Annotated in this window: 14 protein-coding genes; 3 read left to right on the plus strand and 11 right to left on the minus strand. The window is 59.8% G+C overall.

Annotated elements, in window-relative coordinates:
• The first annotated feature begins 23 nt into the window (after positions 1-23).
• On the plus strand, positions 24-1,700 hold the full coding sequence (locus ACYZT5_RS10270; protein WP_462050995.1) for an MFS transporter: 1,677 nt from the start codon (positions 24-26) through the stop codon (positions 1,698-1,700).
• 114 nt (positions 1,701-1,814) lie between these two features.
• Positions 1,815-2,723: an alpha/beta fold hydrolase gene (locus ACYZT5_RS10275; RefSeq protein ID WP_462050996.1), complete on the plus strand. Its 909-nt coding sequence runs from the start codon at positions 1,815-1,817 to the stop codon at positions 2,721-2,723.
• Positions 2,724-2,783: 60 nt separating this feature from the next.
• Here the strand turns inward: ACYZT5_RS10275 and ACYZT5_RS10280 are convergent, their stop codons facing one another.
• Complete coding sequence (locus ACYZT5_RS10280; RefSeq protein ID WP_462050997.1) at positions 2,784-3,206, minus strand: HD domain-containing protein; 423 nt, start codon at positions 3,204-3,206, stop codon at positions 2,784-2,786.
• Positions 3,207-3,343: 137 nt separating this feature from the next.
• Here ACYZT5_RS10280 and ACYZT5_RS10285 point away from each other — a divergent pair, with 137 nt between their 5' ends.
• Complete coding sequence (locus ACYZT5_RS10285) at positions 3,344-3,769, plus strand: hypothetical protein (RefSeq protein ID WP_462050998.1); 426 nt, start codon at positions 3,344-3,346, stop codon at positions 3,767-3,769.
• A gap of 4 nt (positions 3,770-3,773) precedes the next feature.
• Here the strand turns inward: ACYZT5_RS10285 and ACYZT5_RS10290 are convergent, their stop codons facing one another.
• The 10 genes from ACYZT5_RS10290 to ACYZT5_RS10335 form a co-directional block, all read right to left on the minus strand.
• Entirely contained in the window at positions 3,774-4,247 is a 474-nt protein-coding gene (locus ACYZT5_RS10290; RefSeq protein WP_462050999.1) for a GNAT family N-acetyltransferase, read from the minus strand.
• A 238-nt stretch (positions 4,248-4,485) separates the two neighbouring features.
• The gene (locus ACYZT5_RS10295) at positions 4,486-5,442 is read right to left on the minus strand and encodes an NAD-dependent epimerase/dehydratase family protein (protein WP_462051000.1); all 957 of its coding nucleotides are present in this window, start codon (positions 5,440-5,442) and stop codon (positions 4,486-4,488) included.
• A 186-nt stretch (positions 5,443-5,628) separates the two neighbouring features.
• Complete coding sequence (locus ACYZT5_RS10300; RefSeq protein WP_462051001.1) at positions 5,629-8,175, minus strand: efflux RND transporter permease subunit; 2,547 nt, start codon at positions 8,173-8,175, stop codon at positions 5,629-5,631.
• A 31-nt stretch (positions 8,176-8,206) separates the two neighbouring features.
• Positions 8,207-9,268, minus strand: a complete 1,062-nt coding sequence (locus ACYZT5_RS10305; protein ID WP_462051002.1) for a WD40/YVTN/BNR-like repeat-containing protein — start codon at positions 9,266-9,268, stop codon at positions 8,207-8,209.
• Between the two features lie 70 nt (positions 9,269-9,338).
• Positions 9,339-10,697 carry a DUF1329 domain-containing protein gene (locus ACYZT5_RS10310; protein ID WP_462051003.1) on the minus strand — a complete coding sequence of 453 codons (1,359 nt, stop codon included), beginning with the start codon at positions 10,695-10,697 and terminating at the stop codon, positions 9,339-9,341.
• A 37-nt stretch (positions 10,698-10,734) separates the two neighbouring features.
• Positions 10,735-12,561 carry a DUF1302 domain-containing protein gene (locus tag ACYZT5_RS10315; protein WP_462051004.1) on the minus strand — a complete coding sequence of 609 codons (1,827 nt, stop codon included), beginning with the start codon at positions 12,559-12,561 and terminating at the stop codon, positions 10,735-10,737.
• A 180-nt stretch (positions 12,562-12,741) separates the two neighbouring features.
• On the minus strand, positions 12,742-13,749 hold the full coding sequence (locus tag ACYZT5_RS10320) for a YeiH family protein (protein ID WP_462051005.1): 1,008 nt from the start codon (positions 13,747-13,749) through the stop codon (positions 12,742-12,744).
• 3 nt (positions 13,750-13,752) lie between these two features.
• Positions 13,753-15,027: an MFS transporter gene (locus ACYZT5_RS10325; RefSeq protein WP_462051006.1), complete on the minus strand. Its 1,275-nt coding sequence runs from the start codon at positions 15,025-15,027 to the stop codon at positions 13,753-13,755.
• 61 nt (positions 15,028-15,088) lie between these two features.
• Entirely contained in the window at positions 15,089-16,669 is a 1,581-nt protein-coding gene (locus ACYZT5_RS10330) for an acyl-CoA carboxylase subunit beta (RefSeq protein WP_462051007.1), read from the minus strand.
• Positions 16,666-18,225, minus strand: coding sequence for a class I adenylate-forming enzyme family protein (locus tag ACYZT5_RS10335; RefSeq protein ID WP_462051008.1), 1,560 nt, complete (start codon positions 18,223-18,225; stop codon positions 16,666-16,668). Before ACYZT5_RS10335 ends, ACYZT5_RS10330 begins: the two co-directional genes overlap by 4 nt.
• Positions 18,226-18,240: the final 15 nt, after the last annotated feature.

Here is an 18,240-nt window from a genome sequence, read left to right on the forward strand (position 1 = left end):
TAAGAGCAAGACGGAGAAGACTCATGGCCGCAATCGACAACACATCCACGGGCAGCGCGCCCCACCACGGGATAACCAAGGAGGAGCGCAAGGTCATTTTCGCCTCGTCCCTGGGCACCGTGTTCGAGTGGTACGACTTCTACCTTTACGGCTCTCTCGCCGCGATTATTGCGAAGCACTTCTTCGCCGGCGTCAATGAGACAACATCCTTCATCTTCGCGCTGCTCGCGTTCGCCGCGGGCTTCGCCGTACGCCCCTTCGGCGCCATCGTGTTCGGCCGACTGGGCGACATGATCGGGCGCAAGCACACCTTCCTCATCACCATTGTGATCATGGGTATCTCCACCGCCGTAGTAGGCTTTTTGCCCGGCTACGCGACCATCGGCGTGGCGGCACCAATCATCCTGATCACCCTGCGCCTGTTACAAGGCCTGGCCCTGGGTGGTGAGTACGGCGGCGCGGCGACCTACGTGGCGGAACATGCGCCGAAAGGCAAGCGTGGCTATTTCACTTCGTGGATTCAAACCACGGCGACCCTCGGTCTGTTCCTTTCGCTGCTGGTGATTCTCGCCTGCCGCACCATCCTCGGCACCGAAGCCTTCGAGGCCTGGGGCTGGCGGATTCCGTTCCTGCTGTCGATCCTGCTGCTGATCGTCTCGGTGTACATCCGTCTGCAACTCAGCGAGTCGCCGGTGTTCTTGAAGATGAAAGCCGAAGGCAAGTCCTCCAAGGCGCCGCTGACCGAATCCTTCGCCCGCTGGGACAACCTCAAGATCGTGATCATGGCCCTGCTCGGCGGCACTGCCGGCCAGGCCGTCGTCTGGTACACCGGGCAGTTCTATGCGCTGTTCTTCCTGCTGCAGACGCTGAAGATCGACCCGCAGACCGCCAACTTGCTGATTGCCGGCTCGCTGCTGATCGGCACGCCGTTCTTCGTCATATTCGGCAGCCTGTCCGACCGCATCGGCCGCAAGGGCATCATCATGGCGGGCTGCATCCTGGCGGCAGTGACCTACTTCCCGATCTTCCATGCCTTGACCGAATTCGGTAACCCCGATGTGTTTGCCGCGCAGGAGAAGAACCCGGTCACTGTGGTCGCCGATCCCAACCAGTGCTCGTTCCAGTTCGACCCGGTGGGCAAGGCCAAATTCACCAGCTCCTGCGACCTCGCCAAGACCGTTTTGGCAAAGCGGGCCATACCCTATGAGAACGTGAAGGCCGAGCCGGGTACCGTTGCGCAAGTGCGCATTGGCGAGAAAGTGATCCAGAGCTTCGAGGGCACCGGCATGCCGGCTGCCGACTTCAAGGCCAAGAACGACGCCTTCGCCGCCAATCTCGGTACTGCGCTCAAGGACGCCGGCTACCCCGAGAAGGCCGACCCGACCAAGACCAACTACCCGATGGTGCTGCTGCTCCTGACCATCCTGGTGATCTACGTGACCATGGTCTACGGCCCGATCGCTGCCTGGCTGGTGGAGCTCTTCCCGGCGCGCATCCGCTACACCTCGATGTCGCTGCCGTACCACATCGGCAATGGATGGTTCGGCGGCTTTCTGCCCACGGTGGCGTTCGCCATGGTCGCGGCCACGGGTGATATCTACTACGGGCTGTGGTACCCCATCGTCATCGCCGTGATGACGGCCATTCTTGGCACGTTCTTCCTGCCGGAAACCAAGGATCGGGAAATTCATCACACCTAGGCTGGCACCCACCCTCTCCCGCAAGGGAGAGGGCACTCCAGAGACGATCAAACGGTCTACGCTCATCCCAATGGCTTCGGGGTTCCTTCCCCGCGCGCTGATGGGGGCAACGTCATGATCCGCATCCTGTTAAGCGCTTTTATGCTGCTTGCGCTAAGCATCCCGGCACAGGCCGGGGTGACGCCATTTCCTGCTTCCTTTCGTGTTCAGGACATCCTGGTCGAAGGCGTCACACTTCATGTCCGCGTCGGCGGCAAGGGGCCCGCCGTGGTGCTGCTGCATGGCTTCGGCGACACCGGCGACATGTGGGCACCACTCGCCGCCGACCTGGCCAAGGATCACACCGTCGTGGTGCCGGACCTTCGCGGCATGGGTTTGTCGTCGATCCCGGACAGCGGTTACGACAAGAAGACCCAGGCGGGCGACATCCGTGCGGTATTAGCAGCGCTGGGTATCGAACACTCGGTGGTCATCGGTCATGACATCGGCACCATGGTCGCCTTCGCCTACGCGACGCGTTATCCGCAGCTGACCGATCGCCTGGTGGTGATGGATGCGCCCGTGCCAGGCATTCCTCCCTGGAACGACATCGTTCGCTCACCGATGTTGTGGCACTTCGACTTCGGCGGACCGGATGCCGAACGCCTGGTCGCCGGTCGTGAGCGCATCTACCTGGACCGCTTCTGGAACGAGTTCGCGGGCGACCCCACCAAGGTGGATGAAGCCACCCGTCAGCATTACGCCAAACTCTATGCCCGGCCCGGTGCCATGCACGCAGCCTTCGCCCAGTTCCGCAGCATCCGTCAGGACGCGGTGGACAACGAAGCGTCGATGGCCACGCGACTGACGATGCCGGTGCTGGCCGTCGGCGGGGAAAAATCCTTTGGCGAAAATGAAGCGATCGTGATGCGCAATGCAGCGGACAAGGTTACCCAAGTGGTGATTCCAGGGGCCGGACATTGGCTGATGGAAGAAGCGCCAACGCAGACCATTCGAGCGATTCGCGACTTCATTGCACAGTAATCTCGGTGACTTGAGCCGCATCTCGCACCGTGTAGCAGCTGGCGCAATGGAAATGGCTCGTCAGGAACGCAACACGCCGATCGCTCGCCGATATTTTTCAATGCGCTCCAGGTCTTCCCACGACGGCTGCGCAATCCGTGACAGATCGCTGTTCTCTTCCAGGTCCGCCAGTTTCACCACCCGGCCAATCGGGTTCTGCGCCGCGCGTTCGACGAAGGCTTCATAAGACTCACCCGGCACCTTGGTGACCGACTCGATGGCTGTCAGTACGGCTTCGCTGAACCCTTCCTTGCGCAGGTCATCAAGGCTGATGCCGCAGTCTTCGACCACGTCATGCAGCACGGCGACGATGCGTTCTTCCAGCGTCGTAACCCTCAACATGACTTTCAGCGGATGCAGGATGTAAGGGTTTGCGCCCTTGTCGACCTGCCCCTCATGCGCGGCGGCGGCGATGGCAATGGCGCGTTCCAGTGTCTGGCTCATGTCGTTCTCCCTGGCTAATCGGCGTCTACATTGTACGGATGAAAAAAACGAATTGAACCCCACGCCTCATCGCGCTTTCGAAACCCTATAAGCGCTGATCTTTGATCAAGTAAAGCGCCATTGGAGAGGAAATCCCGATGAACAGTAGACTGCTGTTTCTGCTTGCCAGCCTGAGTCCCACCCTGGTGATGGCTGAAGGCTGTGACGTGCTGACCCGCTCCCAAAGCCCTTCCGTTCCGGCGGTCGAAACTCATAGTTGCTATGAGTACGAAGGCATGCCGGTGAACGCCATCGATTGGTCATGCAGCAACGAAAGCAAGGACATGCTGACCAGCACCAAGAAAAAAGTCGAACAGTGCGCCGATCATTCTCAGGCCACTTGCATCGCGACGTTGACGCAAGAATCGCTGGCCAATCCTCACTCCACCAGCAAGGACAAGAACAGCAAATCGCTGAATATTCCCGACAATGCTCAGGTCACTACGTATTACTACGACGCTGAGCATTTGAGTCAGGCGAAGATTGATTGCGAGTCGGGCGGTGGTCACTGGAAAGCGAAGTAGCCGCTCAAGAACGCAACAGCCCTTTCACCATCGGAATGCAAGCGAGTTGCAGACCGGAGGGTGAATGGTAAATAGCCGTCTGCTCACCGACGAAACCGCATCGCCGGTAGAAGTGAGCAGCGTTCAACGTAGCGTCCAGATTAACTTCCTCCAGCCCCAGATCCCGTGCCAGGCACTCAAGGTAATCCAGAATGCGCTTGCCAATGCCCCGCTGCATAAAGCCAGGCAGGACAAAGATCGCGCCGATTTCGCGCCTCTCCAGATCAAGCATGCCTGTCGCCACAGGTTCTCCCTGAATACACCCCAGATAAAAGTGTTTTTCCATCAGGTCGCAATATCCGTCCTCAGCGGCCCCTGCCGTCCAGACGTCCAGTTGCTGCGGGGTATAGGCGCCGATGCATTGATGCCGTATCGCTTGACGGCGAATGTCGAATGCCGCCCGGCAATCGTCGTGATGGGCTCGTTTGATCTCTAACATTTCAATCTCCGTTAGCCATCGGCGGACGAAAACTAAAAAGCCCCGTCCATTTCTGGCGGGGCCTTGGTGAATACGTCAGGTTCTAAGCACGCATGACCTCATGGCCCGCCGGAAGCGGTCATGGAGGAATGCATCATGTACGTGCGGGGTGTGTAGGTCATGGGCAGATAGTGTTGTTGGAGGGTTGGCTTGTCAATCTTCAAGCGCAATGACGTAACGGTCGCGTTCAGCTGCGAATTCAACCAGCCCTCAATTGGGCCGTGAAGTCGTCGAGCATCGGCTCGAAGTCAATCTGGTGTTGCCAACCCCACTCCCGGCGAGCGATGTGATCGTCGTGCAGCGGACTGTGGTCGAACAACTGTTGAATCTGGTCGTCTACCTTAAAGTCGACATTGGCGCCGCAAATCCGGGTATTGAGGGCTTGAGCCAGATCGCCAGCGCTGGGAGGAGGTGACTGGCCAAGAACGGTGTAGTTCACCGTACGAATCTGCTCCAAGGGGGCCTGCGCCAATTGCACGAACGCTCGTGCGGCATCCCGCACATCAATAATGTCCATCTGCGTGCGAGGCGCAACGAAGATCGAATATGGACGGCCGTTCACGCTTTCCTCGATGGACTTGTTGAACCATTCGGCGAAGCCTCGTGAACGTGCATACGGCCCAATGAGGGCGGGTAGCCGCAGTGAGCGAAAGTCCAGGCCGTGCAGCCTTTTGTAGGTCAGGCCCAAGTTCTCGGAGAATAGCTTGGCCGCGCCGTAGACCGTCGTCGGACGCGTGCAACAGTTGTCGTCGATTATTTTTTGCTCGGGGGACGACGCGTTCATCACGCCGATCGAACTGGCAAAGAGCACCTGCCGCACACTAAACAAACGAGCTGCTTCCAGTATGTAATAGGTTCCCATCGCGTTGGCTTGGATGCCCGCCAGTGGTGAGGCGTCGCATGCCGGAGCCAACATCGCGCCGAGATGATAGACCGCGTTGGGTCGATGCTTATCAAAAACGCGCAACACGGATTCGAAGCTCGAAACATCGCAGCGCTCGACGTCGACCTGAGCAAGCCCGTCATACACATTATTCGGGTCGCCGACGACATCGCTCGCGACAACCCGCTTTGCGCCCTGACGCAGCAACTCACGTACAACGCTTGAGCCCAGCAGCCCGGCAGCGCCAGTAATGAGGATGGTGTCTTCAGTCATTACGTATTTCCTCCCAGTCGCACCAAAGCGCGAGTATTTGACCAAAACAGTGTATGAAGCCGAGCCTCACAATGAGAAATTTGAATTTTCCGCGTGACGGAACGCCCTCGGGATTTGGCTCAGTTCTCAATTCTCGGCCACTCGAATAGATATTTATCCAGCTAAACATGCACGTTGCTGCCCTAACTACACTCGCGCCCTATCCTCGCCACGCCGTTCAGAAACGCATTGCTCCATACCCTGCGATCCCTCGGTAGCAGAAACGTCAAGGGCCACCTCCTCTGCTCTCTTGCCCAACACGTGATGAGTGCGCAACAGAAAATGCGACAACGCCGGGATCAGTATCAATGCACCCAACATGTTCCACAGGAACATGAAGGTCAGCAGGATGCCCATGTCCGCCTGGAACTTGATCGGCGACCAGACCCAGCACACCACGCCGGCCGCCAGGGTAATCCCCACCAACCCCACCACCCGACCGGTGAACGACACGGCCTTTCGGTAGGCTTGCATCAACGACAATCCCTGACGCTGGTATTGCAGCTGAACACTGAGCAAGTACAACGCGTAATCCACGCCGATACCGACACCCAGCGCGATCACTGGCAGCGTTGCCACCTTCACGCCAATCCCCATGGCCACCATCAAGGCCTCGCAGAGAATTGAGGTCAGCACCAGCGGCAGCAACGCCACCAACGTGGCGCGCCAACTGCGGAAGGTAATCAGGCAAAACAGCGTCACCGCTGCATAGACGTAAAGCAGCATGGTGCGATTGGCCTCGCGCACCACGATGTTGGTCGCCGCCTCGATGCCGGCGGTGCCGGCGGCCAGCAGAAACTGGCGATCCTCGGTACTGTTTTCCCGGGCGAACCTGTCGGCGATGGCCACCACTGCATCCAGGGTCTCGGCTTTGTGATCCTTGAGGAAAGCAATCACCGGCATCAGTGAGCAATCGGTGTTGAACAATTCCGGGGAATTGACCGAGGCTTGTTGGGCGGCGTAATTCAGTACGTTCTGGTTGCGCTGGATGCTGTTGAGCTTGGGATTGCCCTCGTAAGACCCCGCGGTGATCTGCCGTACCGCATTGACCAGCGATGCCGTGGCCTGAACCCCGGGATATTGCTGTAGCTCCCAGGCCAGGCGGTCGGCGAGGATCAGCGTCTGATAATTCAGACAGCCTTCCGCCGGGGTCTTGATCATCACCGCGAAAAGGTCGCTGGACAGCGCGTAATGCTGGGTGATGTAGGCGTTGTCGCGGTTGTAGCGCGAGTCCGCACGCAACTCCGGGGCACCGCTGTCGAGGTCACCGATTTTCAGATGCAGGCTGACCATAAAGCCACCGACCCCCAGCAAGACTGCCACCAATACGGCGCCGGTGGCCCACTTCGGTGTCGTGAAGCGATCCAGTCTGTCCCACAGTTTGCCGAAGCCGTTATGCGCGGCCGCGCGCGTGTCGATTTTCAGCGCACGCTCGGCAGCTTTAGCACCGACGCCGACAAAGGACAGCGCCACCGGCATGAGCAGCAACGACGTGAAGATCAACACCGCCACACCGATACTGGCGGTGATGGCCAGGTCCTGGATCACCGGTATGTCGATCAGCATCAGCACGGCAAAGCCCACCGCATCAGCCAGCAGCGCGGTGACCCCGGCGATAAACAAACGGCGGAAGGTGTAGCGTGCGGCCACCTGTTTATGGGTACCACGGGCGATGTCCTGCATGATGCCGTTCATCTTCTGCGCCGCGTGGGACACGCCAATGGCGAAGATCAGGAACGGCACCAGCACCGAATACGGATCGATGGCATAACCCAGCCAGGCGACGATACCCAATTGCCAGACCACCGCGATCAGCGAACAGCCGACCACCAGCAACGTGCTGCGCACACAGCGGGTGTAGAGGTAGATGATGACCAGCGAGGTGACTACGGCCAGGCCGAAGAACATCATCACCTGAATCAAACCATCGATCAGGTCGCCGATCAGCTTGGCAAAACCGATCACCCGAACTTTGTAGTGACCCTTGCCCTCCTCCCCGGCCTTGCGCGCCGCGCTGTCACCGGCGAACTCGATCTTGTCGCGCAACTGCTCTTCGAGCATCCGCGAGAATTGATGGTAGTTAATGCTCTGGCCCGTGGCCGAGGCTTTGTCCAACAGCGGCACGATCAGCATGCTCGACTTGAGATCGCTGGCGACCAGGCTGCCGACGATGCCGGCACGGGTGATGTTCTGCCGCAGCTGTTCGATGTCCGATGGCGAACCCTGATAACTGTCGGGCATGACCGGGCCGCCCTGAAAACCTTCTTCAGTGACTTCGGTCCAGCGCACGGCAGGCGACCATAGCGACTTCATCCAGGCGCGATCAACCCCTTCGGTGAGGAACAGTTCGTCGTTAACCTGTTTGAGCACATTCAGGTAGTCGGGGTCGAAGATGTCGCCCTGGGTGTTTTCCACCACCACCCGCACCGAGTTGCCCAGGCCGCGCAGCGAGGTGCGGTTTTCCAGAAAATTCTTAATGTACGGCTGGCTTTGCGGGATCATTTTTTCGAAGCTGGGGCGCAACTCAAGGCGAGTCGCCGCCATGTAGCCCAGCACCAGAGTGGCCAGGGTCATGAGCACGATGAACAGCGGGCGGTAGTTGAACACCAGCCGCTCCAGCAGGTTGCCGGAGCGCCGATCGAAGTCGCGCAGATCGCGGATCACCGGCATGTTGTCTTGCTTGGTAGTGGCCATGTCTGAGTACTCGCTTTTATTGTTCTGGCTCTTATTCTTTGAGAAGCGCACGCGCGCCACGGCTGCCCACCACAACCAGCGAACCATCGGTGGCCAGGGCGGCGCCGGCCACCGGTGACGGGTTCTGTTGCGGCATCAGTTGCAACCGGGCGGTATTGTCCTGAGCAACCAGCATGTGCCCCGCCTGGGTGAACAGCCGATAGTGACCTTGGGCGTCAACGGTGGCGGCGGTAACACTGACCTGTAGGCGGGTATCGAACGGGTTCCAGCTCAACCCGCCATCGGTGCTACGCAACACATTGCCGCGCAGACCGAAAACAACGACTTCGCCAGGCTTGCCGACGACACCGAAAAAACTGCCCTGATACGGGGTGTTCAGGGCGGCGAATCGCTGGTGCGGGTCGTCCCATTTCAGCACCAGGCCTTGCTCGCCGACGATGTACAACGCATCGCCAGTCGACGTGATCGCGTTCAAGTGAAAGTTCTGCGGGTTGTCGGTACGGTCCTGAAAAGGCGTCCAGCTCTGGCCACCGTCCTCGGTGCGCAGGATCAGGTTGAACACACCGACCGCATAACCCAATTTGTCGTTGGCAAACCAGACGTCGAGCAAGGGTTTGTCGGCGCCCTCCTCGACCAGCCGCTGACCTTCAGCGACCAGCAGCGGCCACTGTTCGTTGGCCGGCTCGGCATTCGCCAGCGCCGCATAATGTTTGACCAGCAATGCACCGATCTCTCGACCGTCCAGTTGCTTTTTCCAGGTCACGCCGGCGTCGCTGCTGTGCAGAACCACACCATCGTTGCCGACGGCCCAGCCTTGTTCATGGGTGGGAAAATACACGGCGTTCAGGTCGCTGCTGACCGGCACATTGGCCTGCTGCCATTGCTGGCCGGCATCATCGGAATAAAGAACATGGCCGCGCTGCCCGACGGCAACCAGGCGCTGCCCGGCATTCGCGACATCGAGCAAGGGGCTGCGCACGGCCAAGGCACTGGGCTTGGCGGGCAGGTCCAGCACATCGACGTACCCGGAGGCTTGTGCAAGCGTCTGCCACAACACCAACATCAGCGGCGCAAGCGTTTTGAATAAACACATAGTGCGTCCTCTTGCAAAAGCTGGGGCCGAAGCTTGACTGCAACCGGCCCAGACTCTTGTTGTGCGGTACTTAGCGAACGCCATTACCGGCCAGCGCGTCCGGCGACCACTGCGCCTTGGAGAGCGGTGCGATGTATTTGATGCCGCCGTAGGGGCCCGACAAACCGTTGATGTTGTACGTCCCGCCCACCAGGTCATAGATCACATGCGGCGTGGTGTTGGGCGTTGTCACATCGTAGCTTTGCGAGAGGAAGCTGAAAGAACCACGGTACAGTTGGCCACGGGCATCGTACTGGTCGGATGCCAGAGCGACCCAGCTGTCTTCATCCAGGTAGAAACGGCGCTTGGCGTAGACGTGACGGGCACCCGGCTTGAGCGTACCTTCCACCACCCACACACGATGCTTTTCCCAGCGCACGAATTGTGGCGCCAGGTGGTTCGGTGTGGTCAGGGCTTTCGGATCCTTGATGTAGCTCAGCGCGTAGGTGTTGTACGGCACGATCATTTCCTGCTTGCCGACCAGTTTCCAGTCATAGCGATCCAGCGCACCGTTGAAGACATAAGCATCATCATAGGTGCTTGAACCTGCTGTGCCCGGGTTCGGCGTGTCGTAGGCCAGAGTCGGTGCCAGCTTCACGCGGCGCTGCCCGGGCAAGTACTGCCAGGCACGGCGCGTCTGCACCAGCGGGTTGGCAGCATCCTTGAGCATCATCGCCTCCCCTGCACGGCGCGCGGGGCCGGTGTAGAACAAGCGGGTCTGGAAATAGGTGTCCTTGCCGTCGATGACCTTGCTCAGGTCTTCGAAGATCGGAAACGAGTTGGAGATCTCACCACTGGTGGCCAGAATCTGTGCACCGGCGGAGTCCACGTTCCAGGAGTCATACTTGGTTGAATAGGCGACGCCCTGATAGCGCAACAGGTGGTTCCACATGGCCTCGGCACCTGACTGCGGGATCGGGAAAGGCACGCCTGGTAATACATTTTCGATCGCGTTGCCACCTTCCAGCGACTTGGCACCGGTAGCGTTCTTCACCGTATTGTCCAGCACGCCCTGAGGCAGGGCCACACTGCGGTGAGTCGGGTAGACCTCAATGCGAAAGCTCGCAAAACGCTTGGCTAATTCGACAGTGACGGCGGTCAGCTTGTCCTTGTACTGGGCGACATTCTTGCCATCGATCACCAGCAGCGGCTTCTCGTTGGCGTAAGGATCCGGGCGAAAGGTGTCACCGGCCTTGAAACCTGCCGGCGAACTGGTCAGCCCGCCGGTGTAGGCCGGAATTGAGCCATCGGCGTTGCCGGCTTTTTCGGCGCCCACGGCCGTCAGGCTGCTCCCTAGTTTGGCGGCTTCTGCGGCGGGCACGGCGGCCTGCACGAGACCGGCGAAGGTCAGCGCCAGGGAGGCGGTCAATAAAGTGTGCATGCATTTCATGGTGTCGTTCTCCTGCTTGTTTTTAAGCAATCGAAAATCAGAAAGTTGTCTTGAAGGTGGCCGTGACCATGCCGCGATCCTTGAGCTGGGCCGGGGTCCCGCCGAAGGCGGTGGTTTGACCCGGTACACAGTTGTATTGGCCGTTGGCACCCGGTGCAGCGCCGTCTCCCTGACTGCCAGCGCTGCCTGGCGAACTGCAGGTGTCGAATGGACCGAAGTTGTCCACGTATTTCAGGTCGAAGCGGTACTGGTTGCGCACATCCATGCCGATACCGATCGAATAGCTGCCGGCGTCCTCGTTACCACCCAACTGCACGGCGGAGTTGCCATTGAGGCCGACGTTGTAAGTCATCGGCAGGTATATATCGATGCCTGGGAAGACCTGGTACCAGGTCGGGTTGAAGTTAACGCCGAGGATGTAGTTGTCCTTGGTGACCTTGTCGGTCCCGTGATACCAGTCCTCGCCCTTGAACAGTTGCTTGTTGTCGGTCACCTTCAACCAGCGGCTGTAGCCGAGCTCGACCAGCAACGAGGAGCTGTCCCAAAGTGGCGTGTCGCCAAAGGTGGTCAGGCCGTTGAGCACCGCATGTACGGTGTTGCCGCGGGCCACGCCGTCGTCGCCGTTGAAGCTGCCGATGAAACCTGGCAAGCCGGCGGCGGCCGCAGCCGGACTGACAGTGCCTGCCACGCTGGCCAGGGGCATGTTCTCGCGGTAGTTCAGGTCGAAACCGACGCTGACGCCGGCGATGCTTTTCGACAGGCTGATGCCGTAGATATCGATGTCATCGACGTAGAACTGGTTGTAGCTGCCGATGTTTCCCGAGATCAGTTGCGCCGGGCCGACGGCGGTCGGCTGCAGGGCCAGATTGGGCAGGATGTCGGAGGTATTGCGGTAGTAGAAACCGAGGGTGCCGTCCAGCCATTCCGGACTCCACTTGGCCATCAAACCGAAGTCGCCGCGGTCGTCCGGGGTGAAGGTGTGGCCATTGCTCAGGCGCAAAAACTGATTGGCCCCGATCGGCCCAGGGGCACCAAAGAACGGGTTGACGCCGCCGATCAGCGACAGGTTATGCCCGCCGCTCTGGATGCCGTCGTTGAAGCCCAGGTACGTACCGGACTCCGGCAGGCGCGCGGCGTCCCAGTCGAGGAAATACTGTGCACCGAGGGTCAGCTCCGGGTTGACGGTGAAGCTGACAGACAGTTGGTTACGCGGGATGAACAACTCCTTGGCCTCAGTGCCTGGCACCGTCGCCAACTTAGTAATGTCCAGGCCGGACTGGCCGTAGCTGTTGCCATGGGCAAAGGCCAGGATACTTTCGCCCCAGTACTGGGTGTGCTTGCCGAGCTTGGCGCTGAGGATCGACTCTTCGCCGACTTCAGTACTGCCAAAGACAAAGGCATCCAGGATCTCGGCCGATGGGCCGTTGTAGTAGCGATCGGCGTAACCGCTGATATGGCGTGAGTCCGGCACCCCGTGGTTGAGCTGGTTGGTTGCCGCGTTATCGCTGCCGACATTGTCATAGGCGTGGTCGTACCAACTGTTGGCGCTGACGCGAAAACCCATCTTCTGTTGGTAGGTCACGTCCAGTTCGGACAGCACATCCAGACGCTGGGACACCGCACTGCCCGAAGAGAAGTTGCGGTTGCCGTCGTTGTTGTTCCATGAACGGGCCAACTTGCTGTTGGGACTTTCAACCCGCTGGGCATAGTTGAACTTGAACGTGTTGTCGAAACGCACCGCCCAGTCTTCATTGCCGGTATTGACTTCGAAGGCATGAGCCGCTGGCAACGCAGCGACGAACAGCGCCGAGGCCAGCAGGGTTGGCTCCCACACACTCACACCAGTAATTTTTTTGATTCGCATACGTTGGCTCCGATTTTTTTTGTTTTTGTTTTTATGTTTATGAAAAAACATCTGGCCGCCCAATTCGGGCGTGACAGTGCTCACCACTCTTATCCCCATCAGGGGAGCGTTCGATTCATTCAAAGTGACCCAATCAATACCGCCGCAGGCACTACACCCCGTGGCATTGAACGACCCGACTCAACTACCGAGTCGTATCAACAGCAACACCAGTCCCAGCAAGAACACGGTTTCACCGACCATTAACAGAATGGGTTTGAAGCCCACAGTGGCCAGCTCCTTCAACTGGATTTTCATCCCGAGCGCACTGATGGCGACGACCAGGCACCAACTCGACAATTGGTTGCCCAGGGTCTGCACCGCTGAAGGCAGCCAACCGAAACTGGTCACCGTGGCGAGGGCGATGAAAGCCACGGCAAACCACGGCAACAAGGGTGGCCTCTCACCTGTCCCCTGCCCGCCCTGTGCACGGGTGATCAATACAGCGCAGACGATGACCGGCAGCAGCATCGCGATGCGCATCAGTTTCACCACCGTGGCGGTATCGCCGATGTCATGCGACATGCTGTACCCGGCACCGACCACCTGGGCGACGTCATGGATGGTGGCGCCGAGAAACACCCCGGCCTGCAGCGGATCCAGGCCGAGCGCCCGGGCAATCACCGGATACAGAATCATCGCCAGGGTCGACAGGGCGGACACGCCAATGACCGTGAACAACGTTGCGCGCTCCTTGGCATGATGGGCAGGCAACGCCGCCGCCAACGCCAGCGCCGCGGAGGCACCGCAGATTGCGGTCGCGCCGCCGGACAGCAAACCGAACAGCACATTGAAGCCCAGCGCCCGCGCCGCCAGCATAGACACCAAAATGGTCACCACCACCGACACGACAACGATCAACACCGGATGCCAACCGAGCGCGGCTATCTGCTCCAAGGAGATGCGCATCCCGAGCAAGGCAACCCCGACGCGCAGCACTTCACGAGCGCTGAAATCGATACCCGGTTTGCTCGGCCCCGCCGCCAGAAAATTCATGGCCATACCGAGCAAGAGCGCCAACAGCATCACCGGCGCCTGGTACTGGTCAGCCAGAAACCGTGCCGCAATGGCGACGACGATGCTGGCCAGTACACCCGGCAGGTGCTGGCTGACAACCGACTGCAACTGAATGACGGCGGACCTGGACATAAGCTAAACCTTGATTCCCATGGCCGGCAGCGCGCGCGAGCTTTCACGCTTGATACGAGCCGCCAGATAAAAGAAGAACCCACCCAACACCAGCCCAAGAATGTCGCTGACCAGCAACACATGAGTCAGCGGTGAGGCCACCCCGGCAGTCGTCAGAACATCGCTGATCCAGCCGACGACAAAGGTCCCCAGTGCCACCGAGAAAAGATTCAGCAGGAGCATCGAGCACCCCATCACCGTTGAACGCATGCGCACGGGCACTGCGCCCTGAATGGCGGTGGTCGCCGATCCGTAAAGCGACATCACCATGAAAATGCCGACCGCCATGCCCACATAGAACAGCGGCGAATCAGTCGGAACCAGGCGGTAAGCAATCATGCAGGGCGCGCACAGCAGCACCAGCAAGGCCAGCACACTGGCGTGGCCACCTTTGAAACGCGGAGCCAGGCGGTCGCTCAACATGCCACCGGCCAAGGCGCCCAACGAGCCGAAAACGATCTGCATGGCGCCCAGAGTCAAGGCGATAGTGGCCGGATCCATCGCCCTCTCGCGCGTCATCCAGAGTTGCGCGAAAGAAATGCCCGGATAGACCAGATGAGCCAGGACAAAACCGGTGACGGTGTAGCGCACGACACGGTTGCTACGCAGTTCCCCAAACACCGCGGCCAACTGGGACTTGAGCGGGGCACCGCGTTCTTGCAGTGTGTTGTGGCTGCGCTTATCGCTCAGCAGCATCAATGGCAAGCCAATGACAACGCCGATCACACCCAGGACAAAGAACGTGGTGCGCCAGCCGTGCGTGGCGCCGAGCGTACCCGCCAGCAAAAAACTGCAGCCGATGCCCAACGGAATACCGAGGTAGAACAGCCCCATCGCCGTGCCCCGGCGCTTCTCTGAGAACAACTCCATCAATAGCGCTGTGGCGGCCGGAATCAGAGCTGCTTCACCGGTTGCCACCAGAAAACGCGCCGCCACCATTTGTTCGAAGTTCTGCACGAATCCGGAGGCCACCGTGCAGGCGCTCCAGACGAGCATACCTGCACCAATCACTCGTGGCCGGCTATGCCGATCAGCCAGCGCGCCGAGCACTACTGCCATGACGCCATAACTCAGCACCCAGACAGCGCCGACGAGAAAACCGTACTGCGCGTTATTGATCGCCAGCTCGCCGGTGATTTGCGGTGCGAAGCCCAGCAGAATATTTCGGTCCACCTGAGCCAACAGGTGAATCACCATCAGCGTTGCCAACACGGCGCAAGGACTCTTTTTCCAGAACATCGTCTGTACCTTTGAGTTGTTTTTATGAAGGTAAGGCCGGATGCCGCTCGTCCTGCCAGGACTAGCGCATGGTCCGCCGCTTCGGCCCAAGGGAAAGCGCGGTGATGCGATACGCGTCACCCACCCAGTTGCACAACAGCGGGCGCGTACTGTCCGGCTCAATAATGTCGATGACACCAAAACGCTCGGCCGTGCGCAGCGGTGAAGCCAGGGCCTGGTAATGGGCCTCCAGCTCTTTGCGCCGTGCCAGCGGATCATCAGCCGCAGCGATTTCCTGCTTGTAGGCGGCCGCGACCCCACCCTCGATCGGGATCGAGCCCCACTGTGCCGACGGCCAGGCAAACCGGTGTGGCAATGCCGTGCCTGTCGGGCCATGCCAGGGACTGACCATGGCACCGGCGAGTCCGACACAGCGGCGCAGCACGATGGTGATGACAGGCACGCTGGCCTGCTCGATCGCATGCACGGCCTGCATCGCAGCACTCAAGGTGCCCTGCATTTCTGCTTCTTGCCCGGTCATGACGCCAGGCTGATCCACCAGATAGATCATTGGCAGATGGAAGGTGTCGCACAGGTCGATGAAGCGGGTCTGCTTGAGCGCTGCTGCGCGGGTGAGCGCACCACCACCGACTCGCGGGTTGTTGCAGATGATCCCCACCGAGTAGCCGTTAAGACGGGCGAACGCAGTGATGGTCGACGCGCCGAAATCCGGGGACATCTCGAACAGACTGTCTTTGTCGACCAGCGACTTGAGGATCTTGTGCGGATTGAAGATCTTGCGCCGGTCGTGGGGAATGGCATCGTTGAGCCACGCGTCGCGCCGACCGGGAGCGTCCGTCGATGCCACACGGGTTGGCTGTTCCCAGACATTGCCCGGCAGATAAGACAAGAAGCGCTTGGCCAACTCCAATGCCTCGGCGTCGGTGTTGGCAGCCAGATTGATCATGCCGCTGTGACGATGCACCTGGTCGTAACCACCGAGATCGTTCTTGTCGATGTCGATACCAAACGCCTGCTTCACCACGGGCGGGCCAGCTGCGAACACCTGGCTCTGACCACGAACCATGATCGACAGGTGCGAGGCGGCAACCCGCAACGCACCCAACCCCGCACAGGCACCGTGGGCAATGCCAACAACCGGCACGGCACCCAACAGATTGGTGATCGGCAACAGGGCATAACCCGGAATCTTGGTATGACCGAGCTTGTCGAGCAGCTTCACACTGCCGCCCGCGCTGTCGATCATGCGAATGATCGGCAGCTTGTATTCCCAGGCATAACGATCGGCATAGATCCACTTTTCAGCGACCGCCGCCTCTGACGAACCACCGCGAATAGTGAAATCATCCGCCGCAACGACGGCACGCCGCTGTTCGATCGTGCCCACACCAACGACTGCCGTGCTCGGTGTGGCAGAGGAAATTTTGCCTTCCGCTGTGTATTTCACGGCGCCGGCCAGGATGCCGAATTCCTCGAAGCTGTCGCCATCAAGCAGGTGCCCGATGCGCTCACGCGCCGTGAGTTTGCCCTGGGCATGATGCTTTTCCACCGCTTCCGGGCCACCCAATGCATAGGCGACTTCTCGACGCGCGCGGATGTCGGCGAGTTCCATTGACCATTCAGGGGCAGTAGACGTGCTCATGATGATTTCCTCTCCAGGCGCGCGAGATAGCTATCGCGTAGAATGTTTTTTACGACCTTGCCGGCGTTGTTGCGCGGCAGAGCGTCAACGAACTCAATGAGACGAGGCTTCTTGTAGCCAGCGATCAGTGCAACGCAATGACTGCCGAGTGCTTCGCTGTCGACCGTGGCACCTTCGCGCCTGACCACAAAAGCCGCGATACGCTCGCCCCACTCCGGGTCGGGTAAACCGAGTACCGCCACTTCGACGACTTGCGGATGGCTTTCCAGCGCATCCTCGACTTCCCGCGCGTAGACGTTGAAGCCACCGGAAATGATCATGTCCTTGTTACGCCCGACGATATAAAGGAAGCCCTGCGCATCGAGGTAACCGAGATCGCCCGAGTAGTACCAGCCCTCGCGGATGGCCTCGGCTTCCAGATCGGGACGGCGCCAGAAAGCCACTTCGCCGATACCGTCGGTGGCGATGGCGATCTCGCCGATTTCCCCCGTCGCCAGCTCTTGACCGTGGACATCGCGCACGGTGATCTGCACATTGGCGGTCGGCTTGCCGCATGAGCGCAGCACATCGTCTTCAGCGTGTTCGTGCGGATACAACACCGCCAGTGGCTGTACCGCCTCGGTCATTCCGTACTGCTGACGCATCACCGGGCCGAACCGCGCAATGGCTCGGCGGATCAGGTCAACGGACGTCGGAGCGGTCCCGTAATGAATGCACTTGAGCGACGACAGATCGGCCTCGACGCCGCTGTCGAGCGTGTCAAGCAAGCGCGTGAGCATGGTCGGCACGCACATCATTTGCGTGATCCGCTGGCGCTCGATGTGTTGCAGCGTCTCCAGTGGCTCGAATTTCTCAAGAATCACATTGCGCGCACCACGCAAGTAGCACGGCAGCAAATGGACGCCCGCGGCATGGGTCAAGGGTCCGACGTGCAACATCGCATCCTCTACGCCAAGGCTGTATTCCATCGCGTAGAAGTGATTGGTCAGGCGTTCGTACCAACGCTTGACCGTGTAGGTCACGCCCTTGGGTTTTCCGGTGGTGCCTGAGGTATAGGCGATACGCAGCAGCGCATCTGCGGCGACCTGAATATTGGGCGCATGTGCCGGCATTGAAGCGAGCACTTGTCGGTAATCCACTACCTGCGGCGCCTGCCAATCGAGCCCCATTACATTGCGCAAGCTTGCGACGCGATCGCGAACGCCTTCGCCGATTTCACTGAACTCCGGCCCCACCACCAGCAGACTAGCGCCGGCGTCGTCGAGTATCGCGATCTGCTCGGCCAGCGTATGCCGGGCATTCAGCGCCACGTAAACCAGTCCCGCTTTCTCGACGGCGAAAACGCTTTCGATCGCCTCGGGCGAGTTGTTGAGTAAAACAGCGACGCGCTCCCCGACCTGCAACCCAAGGGAAACCAGGGCATGGGCAAGACGGTTGCTGCCAGTCTCAACCTCGTCATACGTCAGGCAATTGTCGCCGAAGATCAGAGCGGTGCGGCCACGGTGTTGCCGGGCTGCCCAACTGAGCATGAGTCCTGCGGTACGTTTTTTTGTCATGATATTTTGTCTTAT

The organism is Pseudomonas sp. LB3P14 (assembly GCF_054898045.1).